Source organism: Paraburkholderia sp. JPY419, from assembly GCF_050435705.1.
In the GTDB taxonomy this organism is placed as follows: Bacteria; Pseudomonadota; Gammaproteobacteria; order Burkholderiales; family Burkholderiaceae; genus Paraburkholderia; species Paraburkholderia youngii.
In genome coordinates this window covers 311,664-329,572 of the sequence record NZ_JBNDKV010000003.1, presented here as the reverse complement: position 1 = coordinate 329,572, position 17,909 = coordinate 311,664, and the positions used below count along the sequence as shown (strand labels likewise).

Below are 17,909 nucleotides of genomic sequence, written 5' to 3'. Positions count from 1 at the left end.
AAAGAGAAAAGCCGGCGGCCTGATCCGCCGGCGCGGTCGTCAGGACTGCACCGCTTCGAAAACAGCGCGGAAGTCGGCCTTTTCTTCGTCGGTTAGCGGCTTCAACGGCATGCGTGCGGCGCCGACCTTGAAGCCGGCCAGCTCGCAGCCATACTTCACTTTCTGCACGAACTTGCCTGCTTCCATCGTCGCCATGACCGGGAACAGCGAGCGCATGACGTTCTGCGCGCCGCGAATATCGTCGGCAGCGAACCTGTTATAGAAATCCACGACCTGCTTCACGAAGCAGTTTGCGGGACCGCAAATCCAGCTCGTTGCGCCCCACAGGAAAAAGTCGAGCGCCTGGTCGTCGGAACCGCACGACAGCTGGTAGCTGCCCTTGTATTTCTCACCGATCTCGATGGCGCGCAGCAGATTGCCGCTACTTTCCTTGATGCCCACCAGGCGCGGATGGTCCCTGAACGCATCGAGCACGCCGAAGCCCACTTCGACGTTGGTCCGAACGGGATAGTTGTAGAGGATCAAGTTCACGTCGGGCACCGCTTCGAGAATCGCCTCGTAGTGGCCGACCAGTTCTTCCTGCGACGGCAGCGCGTAGTACGGCGGCGCGATGAGCACGTTCGTGTAGCCCGCATCGCGCACCAGACGTGTCTGCTCGATCACTTCGCGTGTGCTCGAACCATTCGCGCCGCCGATCAGCGTGCCGCGCCCGCCGACCACTTCGCGCACGGTCTTTAGGATCGCGCGGCGTTCCTCGTGCGTCAGTGCATAGTATTCGCCCGTCGAACCCAACGGCACGAAGCCCGTCACGCCCGCCTTGAGCTGGAATTCGAGGATGTTGGCAAGGGTGTCGTGATCGACGGCGCCCGAGGCGTTGAACGGCGTCACGAGTGCGGGCAGGATTCCCTTCATCTGCATGATTGTTTCTCCACTTAACGATGGACTGGTTGGGTTATCAGGCAAAACGCGAAAGCAGGCGTGTCTCGACCACGCCGACGAGACGCGTCAGCGGGAATGCGACAAGGAAGTAAATGATCGCGACGGTGGTGAGAAACTCGACCGGCCGCGCGGTGCTGGTCGAAATGCTCTGGCCGACGAACATCAGGTCGGCGACACCGACGGACGAAATCAACGCGCTCTCCTTGAACAGGCTCACGATGTTCGACAGCAGCGGCGGAATCGCGCGCAGCAGCGCCTGTGGAAAGATCACGTAGAGAATCTTTGCGCGCGCCGACAGACTCAACGCGATGCAGGCGTCATGCTGCTCGGCCGAAATCGACTTCAGCGCGCCACGGAATGTTTCGCTGGTGATAGCCGCCATGTACAGCGTCAGCGAAATCACTACTGACAGATACGGCGGAATCTCCACGCGAAAAACCAGGGGGAAGCAGAAATACACCCAGAAAAGCTGGATCAGCAAAGGCGTGCCGCGAAAGAACTCCACGTACAGCGACGTCGCGGCTTTCATCCATCGCGAAGGCGACATTCTCAACAGGCTCAGAACGAACCCCGCGAGGCTTCCGATCACCGCGCAACTGCTCGTGAATGCAACCGTGAGAGCGAGACCTTTGAGCAATACCAGCCAGTACGGCAGCACGGCGGAAAATTCGAGGTGCATGGTCTTCTCCTCAACGGCGGACGGCGAGGTCCTGACGACGCTCGATCACATGCACCAGCCTTGCTATCGGCAGCGAGAGCGCGAAGTAAATGAGTGCGACCAGCGTGTAGGTTTCGAGCGGACGATATGCTTCCGTCGCGAGACTCTTGCCGACATACATCAGATCCGCGACGGCCACGATGGCCACCAGCGCGCTCTGTTGCAGGCTGCCGATGCCATTGGTCATCAGCACGGGCATCGTACTGCGCAGCGCCTGCGGCAGCACCACATAAAAGGTGCGCTGCCAGGACTTTAGTCCGAGCGCGATGCAGGCATCGAGATGCTCTTTCGGGACTGCCTGCACACCGGCCCGATAGGCCTCGGCGTTGAAAGCCGTCAGGTTCAGGCCGAGCGCCATCACGCCCATCATGATCGGGTCGATGAAAACGTCGACCATCATCGGAATGCAGTAGAAGAACCAGACGATCTGCAGCAGCGCCGGCGTGCATCGAAAGAACTCGATAAAGAGTTGAGCGGGCCAGCGAACAGCGGTCCACCGGCTCATCGCGAGCAGACACAGGAAGAAGCCCAGCACGAGCCCCATCACGTTGGAGGCGATGGCCAGTTCAAGCGTGACCTTGAGACCGGCGAGCAAGGCGCCCGCGCTTCCCGCCAGAAAACCGAAATCGAAGTGGTAGTTCATCGCGGGCCTCAGTCGAGATGCAGCACTTTCCCGAGAAATTCGCGGGTGCGTGCTTCCTTTGGACACTTGAACATGTCGGCGGGCGCGCCCTGCTCCACGATTTTTCCGCTCGCGCAAAACACCACACGCGTAGCGATATCGCGGGCGAAATGCATGTCGTGCGTCACGATGATCATCGCCATCTTCTGTTCGGCGAGTTGCAGCATCACGTTCTGCACTTCGATGACCATTTCCGGGTCGAGTGCTGACGTCACTTCGTCGAATAGCATCAGCTTCGGATCGAGCATCAGCGCACGCGCGATCGCTACGCGCTGCTTCTGACCGCCCGAAAGCTGGCTCGGATACGCATGCAGCTTGCTCTCCAGACCCAGCCGTGCGAGATACATGCGGGCGCGCTCGGCGGCCTGCGCTTTGGACAGGCCGCCGACCTTCATCGGCGCGAGGACGAGATTGCCCAGCACGGACAGATGCGGAAACAGCGTGTAGTGCTGGAACACCATCCCGATCTGCTTCTGCAGCCGGGCGTCGATGCGCTTCGAGCGGCCCGAGTCCGCACCGTAGATGTACGGCTTGCCCTGGAAGCCGATCCGTCCACCCTGAATGCCTTCCAGTCCCATCATCACGCGCAGCAGCGAACTCTTGCCGCTTCCGCTCGGGCCGATGATCACGAGGCGGTCGTCGGCGCGCATGTCGAGATTCATGTGGTCCATGACCACCAGGTTCTCGCCGTAGGACTTGTACACATCCTCGAATTGCACGAAATCGCCCATCGTGGACGGCGTGAAGTCCACCACAGCCGGTGGCGTGTGAGATTGGGCAACCATGGTTTGCGATGACAGCATGAAGTCTCTCCAGCGGGACGCGCCTTACGCGCGCGAAGGTGAGTCGAACCCCGCGACCGTGGATGTGCCGATGTCGTTGCGTCTGGTACCGGCCACATAAACGCAAATCGCGATGCCAGCCGCGAGCGAGCGAACGCGCTCACTCGCGACATGGCAGCAAGCGTCACTTGTTCGAAGCGAGCATGGATTGAACGGAGGTCTTGATGAGGCGATTGACCGCGCCGGAGCTGACCTGCTCGCTCACGTACTTGTTAAGTACCGCGATGTCGGCAGCTGGCGTGTCTTTCCTGATACCGAAAGCGACTTCCTGCTGCGCGAGCGGCGGATTCGGTTGAATGGCGACGGCCCAGTCGGGATGCGCCTCCGTCAGCAGCATGTTCGTGATGTTGGCGTCGGCGAGAAGGTCGGCACGTTTGGACATCAGTGCGAGGCGGGTTTCGTCGTTACCCGGCAAGCGCATGATTTGCATCTGTTTGAAGACGGCCGTGATCGCCTTGTCCTGCGCGGAACCCGACATCACCGCGACCGTCACACCCGGCTTGTCGATTTCGGCGATGGAATGGGCGCCCTTCGCGATCTTCGGGTTGTTCCTGTTGTAGACGAACGAAACGTTGTAGTCCGTTGCGGGCGCGGAAAACGAGATCGCTTTCTCCCGCTCCGGCGTGTCGTTGAGCGCCATCGAAAGATCCCATTTGTTCGATTGCAGACCCGCGACGATGTTGTCCCACGTGGTATCGACGAACTCGACTTTCACTTTGAGCACGTTTTGCCCGAAGTTGCGACATAGCTCCGAGAAGAAGCCGCTGTATTCGCCGGTCTTCGGGTCGCGCATGACGTACGGCGGCGCAACCGCGGTGCCGCAACGTAGGACGCCAGCCTTCTTCACACTTTCCCAGCCGGCGGTTCCGTCGGCGTGCGACGGCGCGCTTGCAACGACGCAACCCACCGCTACGAACGATAGGAACGTTTGACGGACAAAACAGGACAGCCGAACCATGGTGACCTCTCCTTTAAGGGTATTTCCGAGGACGGAACACGTGTGCCACACACCATTGCGTGCCTCCATGTGTGCAACGATGTGTGCACCCTAGAAAATCATAAATGGAGCTGTCAACCAGGAAATTGCCCTAGTCGATATTTCATGCCGCATAGCGGTTTCGTCAGACAAAAAGGAGCTCCTCCAGACCGCGCGGCCGACCTCAAGCTCATCGATTCCTTCCCATCGAGTCAGGAAACTCGCTCGGCAGGCTCAAGATGAACCTGGTAATGAGACGATCACCGCGTCTGCAGGAGAGGCGAGTAGGGATTCACTTGCCCGGCCGGAGGCGCACTGCGCTGTTTGGGGGAAGGGGGAGAACAGCGGTCGGACACCGAGTGGGATGCGGCAGCGGAACCCGCTGCCGCATCCCACTCCTTCATGTACTTGCGAGTGCCTCCGCGCTGACCGCCGTGAAGAAGTCAACCAGATTGCCGTCCGGATCCCGAACAGCAGCGAGCGATCTCCCCATGGCTGAGTGGTAGGGGCCTGTACAACGTCTTCGAGTTACCCACACCGCAACAAGCAGCTTGAGTAAAGAAGTATGTGCATCGGATCGAACCGCGAGGTTCCAAAGACTCAACGTACTTCGCTTTAAGCGTGACGACTACTCGTCGCGCCGAGCTCTCGCGCAAGGTCGAGAAACCCCGCGATGTAAGCGATTTCCTCTTCTCCGTTCCGCACACCTACGTTGATGCATTTGCTGATACCCGGCTCGCCCAGACGAATGGCCCGTACAGGCAACCCTTCGCCCTCTTCTGCTACGAGCCAGTCCGGCAACACCGCGACGCCGCGTCCAGCCGCGACGAGTTGCAGCATCAGTTCCGTCTGCTCCGCCGTCCGGTGATACTTCGGCTTGCAATGCGCGGGCACGAGAAACCGCGTGAAGATATGCAGACGCTCCTTGCTGACGGGAACGGTGATGAGTTCCTCGTTCATCAGATCCTGCGGCAGCGCAAACTCGCGCGCGGCGAGCGGATGCTCGTCCTGCACGATGAGCATCAGTTCATAGTCGATAACAGGTGCGAACACGATGTCAGGCACGTCGATGGGGTCGGGCGTGATCAGCATGTCGATCTCGTAGCCGAGCAGCGCAGCGACGCCATCGAAGCGAAAGGCCGTGCGAACGTCGAAATCGACGTCAGGCCACGCGGTTAGGTATTGAGGCGTCAGGCGCGTCAACCATTTCTGGCACGGATGACATTCCATACCCACGCGCAACGCTCCGCGGCGACCTTCGGCGAAATTGGTCAGCGTGCGTTCGGCGTGTTCCATCTGGGGGATCACGCGTTCCGCGAGACCCAGCAGATATTCGCCAGCGTGCGTGAAACGCAATCCGCGGCCGTTCTTCGTCCACAACTTGACGCCGTGTCGCTCCTCGAACTTCCGGACCATGTGGGACAGCAGCGGACTGCGTGACATTCAGGCGTTCGGCGGCGGCCGTCACACTGCCGAGACGGTCGACTTCCATGACGATCGACAGATACTGGAGGTCTAGCATGTCTTGCTCCTTCAGCTGCGGTGCGTCCCGAAGGTTCTCACCGATGCGCGGGTGGGCCGCGACATCGCAGCGAATGCGGCCAATCCGAGCATGGGGCCTGGCACCAGCAGCCAGGTCGCGTCCAGGCCGACGCGTTCGAAGAGCGACGTCGTGATCGCAATCGAAACCACCGTCACGGCGAAACCGATCGAGTTCTGGATGGCGAGTGCGCTTCCGACGAGATCAGGCGGACAAGCCCTCGCAGCCAGCGCGGAGAACTGTGGCGAATCGGCGACGACGGTTGCCCCCCATATCGCCATGAGCGCTGCCAGCCATTCAGGAGACAGGAAGCGCCAACCGAGCGCAAAGGTCAGAGAGCAAAAGCCCGATATCGCGAGTGCGCCTGTCGCCACCTTCGCGCTCCCGATGTGTCGCGACAGCACACCGCCCACCAGCGAACCGACCGCACCCATACCGATGATCGCGAACGACATCGCTGGCACGCCGATACCGGGAAAACGCGTTACGAGAGATGAATGGGAGACGAGCAGCGGCACGGCAGTCCAGAAGGTGCAACTCCCACATGTGACCGAAATAACCGAACGTTGCCGCCCGGAATGACGGGATGCGGAACGCGTCGATCACGGAGGATTGAGATGCTCCCGCTGCAACGCCGCCGTCGAATGCGCGCACCCTGATCTCCGAGTGCGGCCCTTCTCCCAATACCCCGATAACGATCGCACCGCCCACGGCCAGCACCGATGACGCGGAGATGATGAGCTGCCACGGAAAGCCTGTGCCCATGACTCGCATTGCGTGTGGCAGCGCCGTGCCCAGCACGAGCATCGCGACGAGCTGCGCCAGGGCCTGACCCGTGCGGTCCAGCGCCCAGCCGACGATCAGCTTCATCCCCATCGGATAAATCCCCGCAAGACAGACGCCCACGCCGAACCGGTACACGCCGCCGCTCACGAGTCCCGTCGAGAACCACGCGAAACAGAGATTGAGAATCGCACCAGCAAGCGCGCTGCACACGAAGATGCTGCTCGCGCGGAAGCGATCCGCCGCGCCGCTCAACGCGATGATGAGCGTGCCGAGAATGAATCCAAGCTGGACTGCATTCGTCAGCCAGCCGATATCGGCTGCGCTTGCGTGCCATAGCTTCATCAGGTCGGCGGCGGTGCCGTTCGCGCTGAACCACAACGCCGTGCCGAACAGTTGCGCGAGCGAGATTGCCGCGACGGGGCCAATGCTATCGACCAGCAGTCTGCGCGGTCCCGTCGCTTTCATCGTGATGCCCGACTCCGTTTCGCTTTCCCGAGCCGCCACCATCAGAGGTTCGACGAATCGCTCGCTGTTTGCGCAGCCAGCAGTTCGTTCAGCCATCGGGTGTCGCGAGGCGACGGGCGGCGGTGCAGCCGCCTGTCGAGCAGCGCGTGGGCTTTCTTCAATTCGCCGCTTCGCATCAGGGCGACAAGCAATGTGTCTTCGACGATCTCGCGCTGAGCGCCGCTTCCGCCGATGCGCACGACATCCCGCGAGACGGGTTCGAGAATGCGCGCGGCGAGCGCGTACTGCCCGTCTGCGAACGCGAGCGAAGCGCGGCAAATGTCCGGGACTACGGAACCGGCAGGCAGCCGGCCTTCATCGAGCAGCCTGGTGAGCGCGTTGACCCGCTGCTCGACCGCTAGCGTGTCTCCCGTCGCGGCGCCGACAAGCGCCATGTGGAAATCCGCGAAAGGGAAGCCCGCGTCCCTGAAGTAGCCCGATGCGTAGCGCGCCGCGTCATTCCACATTCCTTCAGGAACAGCATGGCCGTATGCCTGCATGCGCCACAGAAACGACGACGTGTCGCTGACGATGTTGATGGGCGTGCCCTTCGACGCCGACGGCGCAACATGATCGCTGTAGATCGCGATCGCGCCGTCAGTGTCTCCGCGTTCCAGCGCGATGAGCGACCCGTGCCACGCAATGTGACCGTGAAGCACGCCAGCCTTCGGATACGCCGGCAGCCAGCCGGCAATCAAATGCTGGGCCTCGTCGTTTGCGCCCGACTCGTAAAGAACGTGAGCGACGGCATGTGCCGCATTCACGTTATGACGACGCAATTCGAGTGCGCGCTGCGTGAGCGTACGACCAAGTCCGACATCGCCATTCTCGCCATGCGCCCAGCCGCGATAAGTGAGGAACCACCAGTCGTCGGAATCGAAATGGCGTGCGTGTCGCTCGCACAGATCGACTCGCGCCTGATCGTGGTCGGCCATGCCAGAGAACGCGTAAAGCCCAAACGCGCCGAGCGGCATCGAGAGAATCACAACGTCGCGCGGCCATCTGTCGGTATGCGCCAATGCACCGGCAAGCGCTTTCGGCGCCTGCCCTTCTATCGCGAGCGCTAGCACCTCGACATGACTGCGCTCACGCTCGGTGCCGCGATGCGCAACGAGAGCCTGCGCTGTCGCGATCTTCTCGCGCGCTTGCGACGGTTGTGCGCTGATCGCGTGCAGCCGGGCGCGCGCCGCGTGCGCCAGCGCAAAGTCCGGGTCCGCTGCGATCGCCGCGTCCAATGCTTCGCTGGCACCGGGCCATAGCGACAGCAGCAGGTCGATACCCGTTCGATATCGCTCCGCTGCAAGGTCGGAGTCGGTCGAAAGTGGCAGATCGTATCGGTCGTGGCGAGCCATAAGGCGCAATACTCCAAGTTTCCTGGGCCGTGGTGCGCAGCGCATTCTTCATCGCGCGCGGGAACCCAATGCGGGGGAACCTTCATTAAAACAATTTTTGGGATGACAGTCTTTCGACGAGTGGTCAAAATATGTCGAATAACTGCCAACCGGATGACATGTGATGTGGGAAACGATTGAAGCGCCCGCTGACGCGGCGCCGCCGAACCCGTTGACGGTGCGCGCGCAATTCATTCCCGCCCAGCGTTTTTTCCCGGAGCACTCGCACCAGTGGCATCAGATGGTGTATGCGATCTCGGGCGCGCTGACCGTGATATCGGAAGGCGGGTCGATCGTCATTTCGCCCGAGCAGGCAGTGTGGCTGCCGACGGGTCTTCGTCACAGGGTGGGCTCGCTGCTAGGTTCGGAATTTCGCAGCCTCAGGATTGCCGACGAAACTGGCAGCACTCTGGCGGGCGCGAGTCCCATGGTGTTCGCCGTATCGCCGCTGCTGAGGGCGCTCATAGTCGAAGCCACCGCGATAGCTGGACAGCCAGACGATGACGGTTATGTCGGGCGAATCACGCAACTGATTCTCGACCAGTTGCGTCGGGCGCGACCACTTCCGACGGCCCTACCCTGGCCACGCGATGACACGCTCGCGCAGCTATGCGAGACGCTGCACGCGGATCCGGCGGATGCGCGCGGATCCGATGAGTGGGCGCAACGCCTGGGCATGTCCGCGCGCACGCTGGCGCGGCGCTTCGTTGCGGAAACGGGGATGAGTCTGCGTTCATGGCGCCGCAGGCTGCGGCTCTTTCGGGCGATCGAACTGCTGGGCGGAGGCATGGATGTCACCCGAACCGCGCTGGAACTCGGCTACAGCTCGACGTTCGCTTTCATCTACGCATTCCGGCTTGAATTGGGCAGCAGCCCGCAGGCCTTCATGCGCGGCCGCAGTGAGCGGACCGCATCGGATCCTGTCGCACCGTCGCAGCAGGATTCAAATGTGTAAGCCGTTGGCGCTTGCCAACGAAATGAGGGCGAATCACCATGGATCTTCCGTGCAATTCGCCCCGCCTTTCAATTGCTTTCCCGCTTGTCACGCAAGCTGATCTTTCGGCTCGCGCAGTTCTGCCTCGCTAAATAGAAATGTCGTGTTCTGGGTAGTTTGGCTGCCGGACATCCGCTCAGGGAGCTGGCGATGAACGCGACTGGGACGATCACGATGACGATGCATGAGATCGATCGGCTGAAGGTCATTCAGGCCGTGAGGGAGTCCCGGCTCAAGCCGGGTCAGGCCGCCGAGCGGCTGGGACTGAGCGTGCGCCAGGTCGAGCGGCTGGTGTTGCGTTACGACGCGGCCGGCGTGGCCGGGCTGGTGTCAGGCAAGCGTGGGCGTGCAGGCAACCACCAGCTGCCTGCTGGCAAGGCGCAGCGAGCGCTGGCGCTGGTCCGCGAACGCTATGCGGATTTCGGGCCGACGCCGGCGCGCGAGAAGCTGAGGGAATGTCATGGCATCGAACTGGCGGTGGAAACGGTGCGCACCCTGATGATTGCCGCGGGACTGTGGGTGCCGCGCAGGGATCGTCCGCCGAAGGTGTACCAGCCGCGTAATCGCCGTGCCTGTCTGGGCGAACTGATGCAGATCGACGGCAGCGATCACCGCTGGTTCGAGGACCGGGCGCCCGCCTGCACGCTGCTCGTATTCATTGACGACGCGACCGGACGGCTGATGACGCTGCACTTCACGGCGACGGAGTCGACCTTCAGCTATGAGGGACAGCCCGCGTAAGCCCCCAGGAGTAAAACGGTTTGTCTGGACCGTTTCCCGGAAGGAGCACGCAAATGGACGCACCCGAGAGAACCCTGCAAGCACAGGAAACCGAGATCACCTGCAGGCTGTTTGTCGCCTTTGAATTGGGCGAAAAGAACTGGAAGCTGTCACTCGGTGATGGCGTACGTGCTCGCAGCCGTTGCGCGGTAGCGGCCGGCGACACCGCTTCCGTCCTGTCCGCTATCGCGAAAGCCAGAGCTCGCTGTCATCTGCACCCTGACACCTTGGTGCTGAGCTGCTATGAGGCGGGCCGCGACGGCTTCTGGTTGCACCGTTGGCTAAGCGCACAAGGGATTGTCAATCTCGTCGTCGATTCGGCAAGTATCGAGGTAAACCGACGCTCCCGACGTGCGAAGACCGACCGCCTTGACGCCGACAAGCTGCTTTCCATGCTGATGCGCTACTACGCTGGCGAACGTCGGGTCTGGGCAGTCGCGCGAGTCCCAAGCGCACAGCAGGAAGATGAACGACGCGTGCATCGTGAACTCGAGCGCCTACGACACGAGCGCACCGCTCACATCAACCGGATCCGATCGCTTCTGGTACTGCATAACCTGCGCGTAGAGCGCGTAGGCGGTCGTAACTGGGCCCGCTGGTGGGCCGAGCACGCTCAGCAGTTGCTCCCCGCTCTGCGTGCCGAAATCGAGCGTGAATTTGAGCGACTCTCACTTGTCATCCACCAAATCAAGACGCTTGAGGGATTTCAGGAGCAGCAAGTCCGCGGCGGCGCACAACCTTCAATTGCGGCGTTAGATGCTATGTGGGAGGGCAGCGGCAGTAAGCCCACCGGAGTAAAACGGAGTTGCACACTCGTTTTCTTCGAAGGAGCACGCAAATGGATGCGCCTGACACAGCCCTCGGTGGGCAGAATACGACGGCAGGTGGCCGCCTGTACATGGCTTTTGAACTGGGCGAGAGGAGCTGGAAGCTCTCACTTGGTGATGGCCGGCGCGCGCCCAGCCGTTACACGGTCGCCGCAGGCGATACCACGGTAGTCCTAACCGCGATCGCTAACGCCAGAGCGCGTTGCCATCTGGGCGCCGACGCACCCGTCTACAGCTGTTATGAAGCCGGCCGCGACGGCTTCTGGCTGCACCGCTGGCTGAGCGAACAGGGCATCGTCAATCTCGTGGTGGATTCTGCCAGTATCGAGGTGAACCGCCGTGCGCGCCGCGCCAAGACGGACCGGCTTGACAGCGACAAGCTGCTGTCGATGCTCATGCGCTATTACGCGGGCGAGCGGCGGGTGTGGGCAGTAGCACAGATTCCCACGCCCGAGCAGGAGGACGACCGGCGCCTGCACCGCGAGCTCGAACGCCTGCGGAAAGAGCAAACCGCGCACACCAACCGGATCCATTCCCTGCTGGTACTGCACAACCTTCGGATCAGGTATGTCGGCGGTCGTATCTGGACACACTGGTGGACCCGTCAACGCGAGCTGCTCGCGCCCGGTCTGCGCGCCGAGATTGACCGCGAATATGAGCGGCTCGCGCTGGTCCGTCAGCAGATCCGCCAGCTCGAAGTGCAGCAGGACCGGCAGGTGCGTAGCGGCGCACATCCCGGCATGGCGCTGCTCGCACAGCTCGCGGGCATCGGTGCGGGCAGCGCGTGCACCCTCGTCAGGGAACTGTTCGGCTGGCGGCAGTTTCGCAACCGCCGCCAAGTGGCCGGCTGTCTGGGCCTCACGCCCACCCCATACGCCAGCGGGACCAGCGAGGTCGAACTCGGTATCAGCAAGGCGGGCAACCGGCGATGCCGCTGGCTGATGGTAGAGCTCGCCTGGAGCTGGCTGCGCCTGCAGCCCGGCAGCCAGCTCAGCCACTGGTTCAACCAGCGCTTTGCCGGCGCCGGCAAGCGGCTGCGGCGAATTGGTATCGTCGCGCTCGCACGCCGTCTGGCGAAAGCGCTGTGGCGCTGTCTCGAACACGGCGAGATTCCCGCTGGTGCGATACTCAAGCCAACACCGTGAGGGGCTGAATAATCATTAACGACATCGGATGTAGCGACAGCATGTAAAGGTCAACGCGCCCGAAACACGCTCGGGCTACCCGCTGCGGGTGGCCGTTTCCCTAGATGGGGCGCGTCGGTAACAGGGTAGTGCCAGCGCTTCGCGCATGCGCCATGAGGTGACCGGCCTGCCAGGTCGGCACGGATAGAAGGTCGACCCGGCATTGGCCGGTCAACACACACCCTGACCTGAATGACATTGACACGCCAGGCTACGGTAACGTGTACGTGAGAAGCGTCGGTCCCGTGCTTTACGGAATGGTCTCTACGGCCAGCCTGCGCCTGGTCATCAATGGTGACCGCGCAGGCTGGCCGTAGAGACCGGACGACGAGGAAGAGGTTTACTTCGGATAACAGATTTTTATCTCTTCAACAGGGCTTGACTTTCAGCTCCCCATAGAAGAGCGTGTTAGGAACTTTGAAGTACTGGCACGGCGTGGACAAGCATGAGCATTGCGAAGACGACGAAATGAAGCCCAGCGAGAGTTTCGGGAAGCCGTTCATAGTCCGTCCTGAACAATTCGTTTTGCCGAGCACCGTAGTTACGGGGATTGAAGCCGAGCAAGTCGGTGGTTGAACAAGGCGGTCAGAATGAAGGCGCAAAGAAGCCGCAGCTTCCTGAGGATCATCCGTAGATTGTGTCCTGCGCCGCACATCACCGCGTGCATCGCGTCGCCGAGCGCACCCTTGAGCCAGTTGCGATCGAGTTTTCCGTCTGTCTTCATGTGACCGATTGCTGGCTCGATTGCGCTGCGCCGTCTGATCATCGCGCGTAGTCCGCGTGTAATGCCCCGCCGCAAGCCCGGGTGGTAGATCTTCACACCATCGACGGCGACACCCTTGTAGCCACGGTCGACGATGGCGACCTCCGGCGTGGCGTCGCACAGGATTGCCGCCTGCTCCAGCGCTTCAGCCAGGGTGTGCCCGTCGTACGGATTGCCTGGCATCGAGCGCATGCCAACCACCAGTCCTTCCTTGTGGGTCGTCGCGATCGAAACTTTCACCCCGAACTCGTACGGCTTGCGCGCCTTGCCCTTGGCCAGGCACTCGACTTCCGGTGCATGCAGCGCATAAAGCTTGTTCTTGTCCTTCGGCTTCTGCGCCAGAATGCGTCTCGTGCGGGCGATCAGTTCCGTTAATTCAGCGCAGCCTAGGTCGGCCACCTGGTTGACCTGCCGCTCCACATCGCGCATCACCCGTCCAACGCGCGAGCGCAGCGTGCGCAGCGCTTTCCTCATGCGTTTGTACTGTTTCGCGTGAGCGTAGCGGCCAATCTGCAGCGCCAGATGCGGCGCCTCGCGGTTGTAGTTCTGCCTCAGTTTCAGACCGTGCCGTGCCGCGGCTTTCACCAGATGTTCGCGACACCGTTCGAGCAGGCGCGAATCGGTTGGGTGGGCGATCGCCTTCTCCATGACGGTCGTATCAACAATCACGCGCTTGACGCTCGAAGCCTTGATCACGCCAGCGCGTTTTGCTGCTTCGATCGTTTCGGCCAGCAACTCTTCAACGCCGGCTTCGCCCATTCGCTTGCGCCAACGCGTCAGGCTCGATGGGTCGATCGGAGGTTCGGTCTGCAAGTAGGTCTCGCCGGTGAACACCTGCCAGTACGGGTTCTCTACCCATTGCCAGACGACCTCTTCGTCGGACAGGTCGAACGCGTGCTGCAAATACAGCAACCCGGCGATCAGCCTCGGCGATGTCGCCGGTCGTCCCTTGCGCGATACAAAGCTTTCGCTCATTGATGCGCCCAGTCGCTCCCAGTTGATCAGGTCGGCCAAACGTATCAACGGATGCTTCAGGTTGATCTGTTCGCGCAGTGGCTGGCGGAAAAAATCTCCCTCCGTCACAGGCGTCTTCGGACCCATTCGCACCTCGTCGAAAAATGCAGGATTCTCACGTTAATGTGCCAGGATCCTGCAAATCTCACAACACCAATTCGGCCTCAAAGCTCTGCCACGCAAGGCTCTCCGAATTGATCAGGCTCGACTTCATAGTCACGTGCGAGACGCCGGAAACGGTTGAGCCAGCCAAAGCTGCGCTCGACCACCCACCGGCAGGGGAGCAGAACGAAACCCTTTTTCGTTTCTTCGAGTTTGATCACCTGAAGGTCAATGCCCTCGTCGAATGCAGCCTGCGCTGGCTCCTTGCCCATGTATCCCTGATCGGCAAATGCCACCTTGACCGTTCGTCCCGTTACCTGCTGGACCTGCCGCGCAAGCTCCGCTACCTGTGCGCGCTCCTGTTCATTGGCGGGGGTCACGTGCACCGCCAGCAACTGTCCCAACGTGTCTACTGCAATATGTACCTTGCTACCGCGCTGCCGCTTATAACCGTCATAGCCCGCACGCGGGCCGCTCTCGCAGGTCGACTGTATCGTGCGGCCATCGAGGATGACCGCGCTGGGCTGTCCCCGACGGCCCTGTGCCACGCGTATCACCGAGCGCAGGTCGCTCACCATGCTCTCAAAGCAGCCAGCCTGCAGCCAGCGTTGAGTCTGCTGATACACCAGCTCCCACGGCGGGAAATCATTGGGCAGCATCCTCCACGGCGCGCCGGCACGAGCCATCCAGCGCAATGCATCAAACATGTCGCGCAGTTCGTATTTGCGCTGGGGCGCGTCAACGTCCATCAGCGTCAGATACGGCGCCGCGAAACTCCATTCCTCATCCGACACATCTGTCGGATACCCTTTGCGGTCGGTTCTTTTCATCCCGCCAGGATACCAGGTCTCAATCGAAGTTCCTAACACGCTCTTCTATGGGGAGCTGAAAGTCAAGCCCTGTTGAAGAGATAAAAATCTGTTATCCGAAGTAAACCTCTTCCTCGTCGTCCGGTCTCTACGGCCAGCCTGCGCGGTCACCATTGATGACCAGGCGCAGGCTGGCCGTAGAGACCATTCCGTAAAGCACGGGACCGACGCTTCTCACGTACACGTTACCGTAGCCTGGCGTGTCAATGTCATTCAGGTCAGGGTGTGTGTTGACCGGCCAATGCCGGGTCGACCTTCTATCCGTGCCGACCTGGCAGGCCGGTCACCTCATGGCGCATGCGCGAAGCGCTGGCACTACCCTGTTACCGACGCGCCCCATCTAGGGAAACGGCCACCCGCAGCGGGTAGCCCGAGCGTGTTTCGGGCGCGTTGACCTTTACATGCTGTCGCTACATCCGATGTCGTTAATGATTATTCAGCCCCTCACGGTGTTGGCTTGAGTATCGCACCAGCGGGAATCTCGCCGTGTTCGAGACAGCGCCACAGCGCTTTCGCCAGACGGCGTGCGAGCGCGACGATACCAATTCGCCGCAGCCGCTTGCCGGCGCCGGCAAAGCGCTGGTTGAACCAGTGGCTGAGCTGGCTGCCGGGCTGCAGGCGCAGCCAGCTCCAGGCGAGCTCTACCATCAGCCAGCGGCATCGCCGGTTGCCCGCCTTGCTGATACCGAGTTCGACCTCGCTGGTCCCGCTGGCGTATGGGGTGGGCGTGAGGCCCAGACAGCCGGCCACTTGGCGGCGGTTGCGAAACTGCCGCCAGCCGAACAGTTCCCTGACGAGGGTGCACGCGCTGCCCGCACCGATGCCCGCGAGCTGTGCGAGCAGCGCCATGCCGGGATGTGCGCCGCTACGCACCTGCCGGTCCTGCTGCACTTCGAGCTGGCGGATCTGCTGACGGACCAGCGCGAGCCGCTCATATTCGCGGTCAATCTCGGCGCGCAGACCGGGCGCGAGCAGCTCGCGTTGACGGGTCCACCAGTGTGTCCAGATACGACCGCCGACATACCTGATCCGAAGGTTGTGCAGTACCAGCAGGGAATGGATCCGGTTGGTGTGCGCGGTTTGCTCTTTCCGCAGGCGTTCGAGCTCGCGGTGCAGGCGCCGGTCGTCCTCCTGCTCGGGCGTGGGAATCTGTGCTACTGCCCACACCCGCCGCTCGCCCGCGTAATAGCGCATGAGCATCGACAGCAGCTTGTCGCTGTCAAGCCGGTCCGTCTTGGCGCGGCGCGCACGGCGGTTCACCTCGATACTGGCAGAATCCACCACGAGATTGACGATGCCCTGTTCGCTCAGCCAGCGGTGCAGCCAGAAGCCGTCGCGGCCGGCTTCATAACAGCTGTAGACGGGTGCGTCGGCGCCCAGATGGCAACGCGCTCTGGCGTTAGCGATCGCGGTTAGGACTACCGTGGTATCGCCTGCGGCGACCGTGTAACGGCTGGGCGCGCGCCGGCCATCACCAAGTGAGAGCTTCCAGCTCCTCTCGCCCAGTTCAAAAGCCATGTACAGGCGGCCACCTGCCGTCGTATTCTGCCCACCGAGGGCTGTGTCAGGCGCATCCATTTGCGTGCTCCTTCGAAGAAAACGAGTGTGCAACTCCGTTTTACTCCGGTGGGCTTACTGCCGCTGCCCTCCCACATAGCATCTAAGAATCAAACAACATGACATCTATTCTGACGCCGGGGGGGAGCGCTAGTGCGGTGACGCACATATGACGAAGGTATCTACTCCAGAGATCACTCGGTTCCTATAATTTGGTCAGCCGAACTCTAGCGCACACAGAGACCGGCCAAGCATTTGAAGGTGGACTCTTTAATTTGCAAATTGAGAACATCGATACGTGCAGGTCACTTACTTGCGACCTCACAAATCAAGGCTCGCTAACTAGTGGAGAGGTCGATGATGCATCGCAGATCGCGCCGACTATTCTGCCGAGCTGGACTGGGCGGGATTCTGGTTTCAACTTCAATTTTCAAGTTTGTGTGCGCCAAAGCCGTCCGTGCGCAGACCGCAGTTGAAAATCCGTCAGCCGGGGCGCTCCCCGAGAGAACCCCCGACGATTGGATGCTGGAGTGGCAAAAAAATAGTCTCAAAAATAAAGAGATTAAAAATCCTCTTGATGTACGTAGATTTAAAGACCCAATCTACGTGCTTCTTGGCCCCCTTGAATGGAACCCGAACACACAGTCCCCCTTAGCACCCGTAAAAGTTCCGAGGGGCTTTGTAACTGACTTTGCATCGGTTCCTCGTGTTTTTTGGTCACTGTTCCGACCAGATGGAGACTATGCCTATGCCGCGGTAGTACATGATTATTTATATTGGCAACAAGATAGGCCTAAATCTGATGCGGACTTGATATTTCGTTCTGTCATGGATGATTTGAAGATAACAGACAGACAATCAGCTATTCTATACCATGCCGTCGACCTATTTGGAGGTGCGGCCTGGAGAGAAAATGCAAGGCTCAAAGCTTCAGGCGAAAAAAGAATATTGTCTGAACTACCGTCCAGCTCCGATGTGACATGGGAAGAGTGGAAGTCTCGCCCAAATGTATTTTCCAATTCGTGAGACTGTGATGGAAAAGCAAATATATAAAATGTTTATTGCGATTTTTGCTGCAGCAACCGCCGCGGCCCTTTGTCTATCAGTTGCGAATGGAGAACCAGAAACGGAAAGCAGGAAATTCCTTGCGCTGGTAATTGGGAATTCGGGATACCAAGGCGGCATTCTGAATGGCCCTGATAACGATGCCAGAGATATGGCAAGTGCGCTGCATGATATTGGCTTCCAGACCAGTAATGACGGAAATATTACGAATTTAAATCAGGCGTCCATGAATTCCGTCATTCAAAACTTCCTTGAGCGAGTGGATGAGAATACTGTTGCGATTGTCTACTATTCAGGTCATGTAATAGAAGATCCATTTTCCAAAAAACTACCTTGTTCCGGTTGATGCCGATCTTAATGCATACGGAGATTTAGA

Annotated in this window: 13 protein-coding genes and 5 pseudogenes; 6 read left to right on the top strand and 12 right to left on the bottom strand. The window is 60.6% G+C overall.

The window, feature by feature from the left end; translation table 11 throughout:
• Positions 1 to 39: 39 nt before the first annotated feature.
• The 8 genes and pseudogenes from QFZ91_RS25010 to QFZ91_RS24975 all read right to left on the bottom strand — a co-directional run bounded on the left by QFZ91_RS25010 (position 40) and on the right by QFZ91_RS24975 (position 8,339).
• Positions 40 to 918 (bottom strand): dihydrodipicolinate synthase family protein, encoded by an 879-nt coding sequence (locus QFZ91_RS25010; RefSeq protein WP_429568809.1) that lies wholly within the window; start codon positions 916 to 918, stop codon positions 40 to 42.
• Between the two features lie 37 nt (positions 919 to 955).
• Positions 956 to 1,618 carry an amino acid ABC transporter permease gene (locus tag QFZ91_RS25005; RefSeq protein ID WP_429524560.1) on the bottom strand — a complete coding sequence of 221 codons (663 nt, stop codon included), beginning with the start codon at positions 1,616 to 1,618 and terminating at the stop codon, positions 956 to 958.
• Between the two features lie 10 nt (positions 1,619 to 1,628).
• Complete coding sequence (locus tag QFZ91_RS25000; protein ID WP_429568808.1) at positions 1,629 to 2,300, bottom strand: amino acid ABC transporter permease; 672 nt, start codon at positions 2,298 to 2,300, stop codon at positions 1,629 to 1,631.
• 8 nt (positions 2,301 to 2,308) lie between these two features.
• Complete coding sequence (locus QFZ91_RS24995; protein WP_429568807.1) at positions 2,309 to 3,142, bottom strand: amino acid ABC transporter ATP-binding protein; 834 nt, start codon at positions 3,140 to 3,142, stop codon at positions 2,309 to 2,311.
• Positions 3,143 to 3,305: 163 nt separating this feature from the next.
• Positions 3,306 to 4,139, bottom strand: a complete 834-nt coding sequence (locus QFZ91_RS24990) for a substrate-binding periplasmic protein (protein WP_429568806.1) — start codon at positions 4,137 to 4,139, stop codon at positions 3,306 to 3,308.
• Positions 4,140 to 4,772: 633 nt separating this feature from the next.
• A pseudogene (locus tag QFZ91_RS24985) lies at positions 4,773 to 5,679 on the bottom strand (LysR family transcriptional regulator).
• Positions 5,680 to 5,690: 11 nt separating this feature from the next.
• Positions 5,691 to 6,948 (bottom strand): annotated as a pseudogene (locus QFZ91_RS24980) (MFS transporter).
• Positions 6,949 to 6,989: 41 nt separating this feature from the next.
• Positions 6,990 to 8,339, bottom strand: a complete 1,350-nt coding sequence (locus QFZ91_RS24975) for a tetratricopeptide repeat protein (protein ID WP_429568805.1) — start codon at positions 8,337 to 8,339, stop codon at positions 6,990 to 6,992.
• Positions 8,340 to 8,502: 163 nt separating this feature from the next.
• Between QFZ91_RS24975 and QFZ91_RS24970 the strand changes: the two genes are divergently transcribed.
• From QFZ91_RS24970 to QFZ91_RS24955, 4 genes and pseudogenes are all read left to right on the top strand, one after another.
• Positions 8,503 to 9,333, top strand: a complete 831-nt coding sequence (locus QFZ91_RS24970) for a helix-turn-helix domain-containing protein (protein ID WP_429568804.1) — start codon at positions 8,503 to 8,505, stop codon at positions 9,331 to 9,333.
• A 189-nt stretch (positions 9,334 to 9,522) separates the two neighbouring features.
• Positions 9,523 to 10,095, top strand: a pseudogene (locus QFZ91_RS24965) (helix-turn-helix domain-containing protein); the annotation flags it as partial.
• A gap of 71 nt (positions 10,096 to 10,166) precedes the next feature.
• A complete protein-coding gene (locus QFZ91_RS24960; protein ID WP_429568803.1) occupies positions 10,167 to 11,150 on the top strand; it encodes an IS110 family transposase in 984 nt (327 codons plus the stop codon).
• On the top strand, positions 11,051 to 12,124 hold the full coding sequence (locus QFZ91_RS24955) for an IS110 family transposase (RefSeq protein WP_429568802.1): 1,074 nt from the start codon (positions 11,051 to 11,053) through the stop codon (positions 12,122 to 12,124). The genes QFZ91_RS24960 and QFZ91_RS24955 overlap by 100 nt, the downstream gene beginning before the upstream one ends.
• A gap of 447 nt (positions 12,125 to 12,571) precedes the next feature.
• Here QFZ91_RS24955 and QFZ91_RS24950 read toward each other — a convergent pair.
• From QFZ91_RS24950 to QFZ91_RS24935, 4 genes and pseudogenes are all read right to left on the bottom strand, one after another.
• Positions 12,572 to 12,670, bottom strand: a pseudogene (locus tag QFZ91_RS24950) (IS5/IS1182 family transposase); the annotation flags it as partial.
• A gap of 34 nt (positions 12,671 to 12,704) precedes the next feature.
• On the bottom strand, positions 12,705 to 14,027 hold the full coding sequence (locus QFZ91_RS24945; RefSeq protein ID WP_429522490.1) for an IS5 family transposase: 1,323 nt from the start codon (positions 14,025 to 14,027) through the stop codon (positions 12,705 to 12,707).
• A 113-nt stretch (positions 14,028 to 14,140) separates the two neighbouring features.
• Positions 14,141 to 14,872: pseudogene (locus QFZ91_RS24940) on the bottom strand (IS5 family transposase); the annotation flags it as partial.
• Positions 14,873 to 15,355: 483 nt separating this feature from the next.
• Positions 15,356 to 16,489, bottom strand: coding sequence for an IS110 family transposase (locus QFZ91_RS24935; protein ID WP_429568801.1), 1,134 nt, complete (start codon positions 16,487 to 16,489; stop codon positions 15,356 to 15,358).
• Positions 16,490 to 16,825: 336 nt separating this feature from the next.
• On the opposite strand from QFZ91_RS24935, the gene QFZ91_RS24930 reads away from it, so the two are divergent.
• Positions 16,826 to 17,494, top strand: coding sequence for a DUF1353 domain-containing protein (locus QFZ91_RS24930; RefSeq protein WP_429568800.1), 669 nt, complete (start codon positions 16,826 to 16,828; stop codon positions 17,492 to 17,494).
• 7 nt (positions 17,495 to 17,501) lie between these two features.
• Positions 17,502 to 17,879: a caspase family protein gene (locus tag QFZ91_RS24925; protein ID WP_429568799.1), complete on the top strand. Its 378-nt coding sequence runs from the start codon at positions 17,502 to 17,504 to the stop codon at positions 17,877 to 17,879.
• The last annotated feature ends 30 nt before the right edge of the window (positions 17,880 to 17,909 follow it).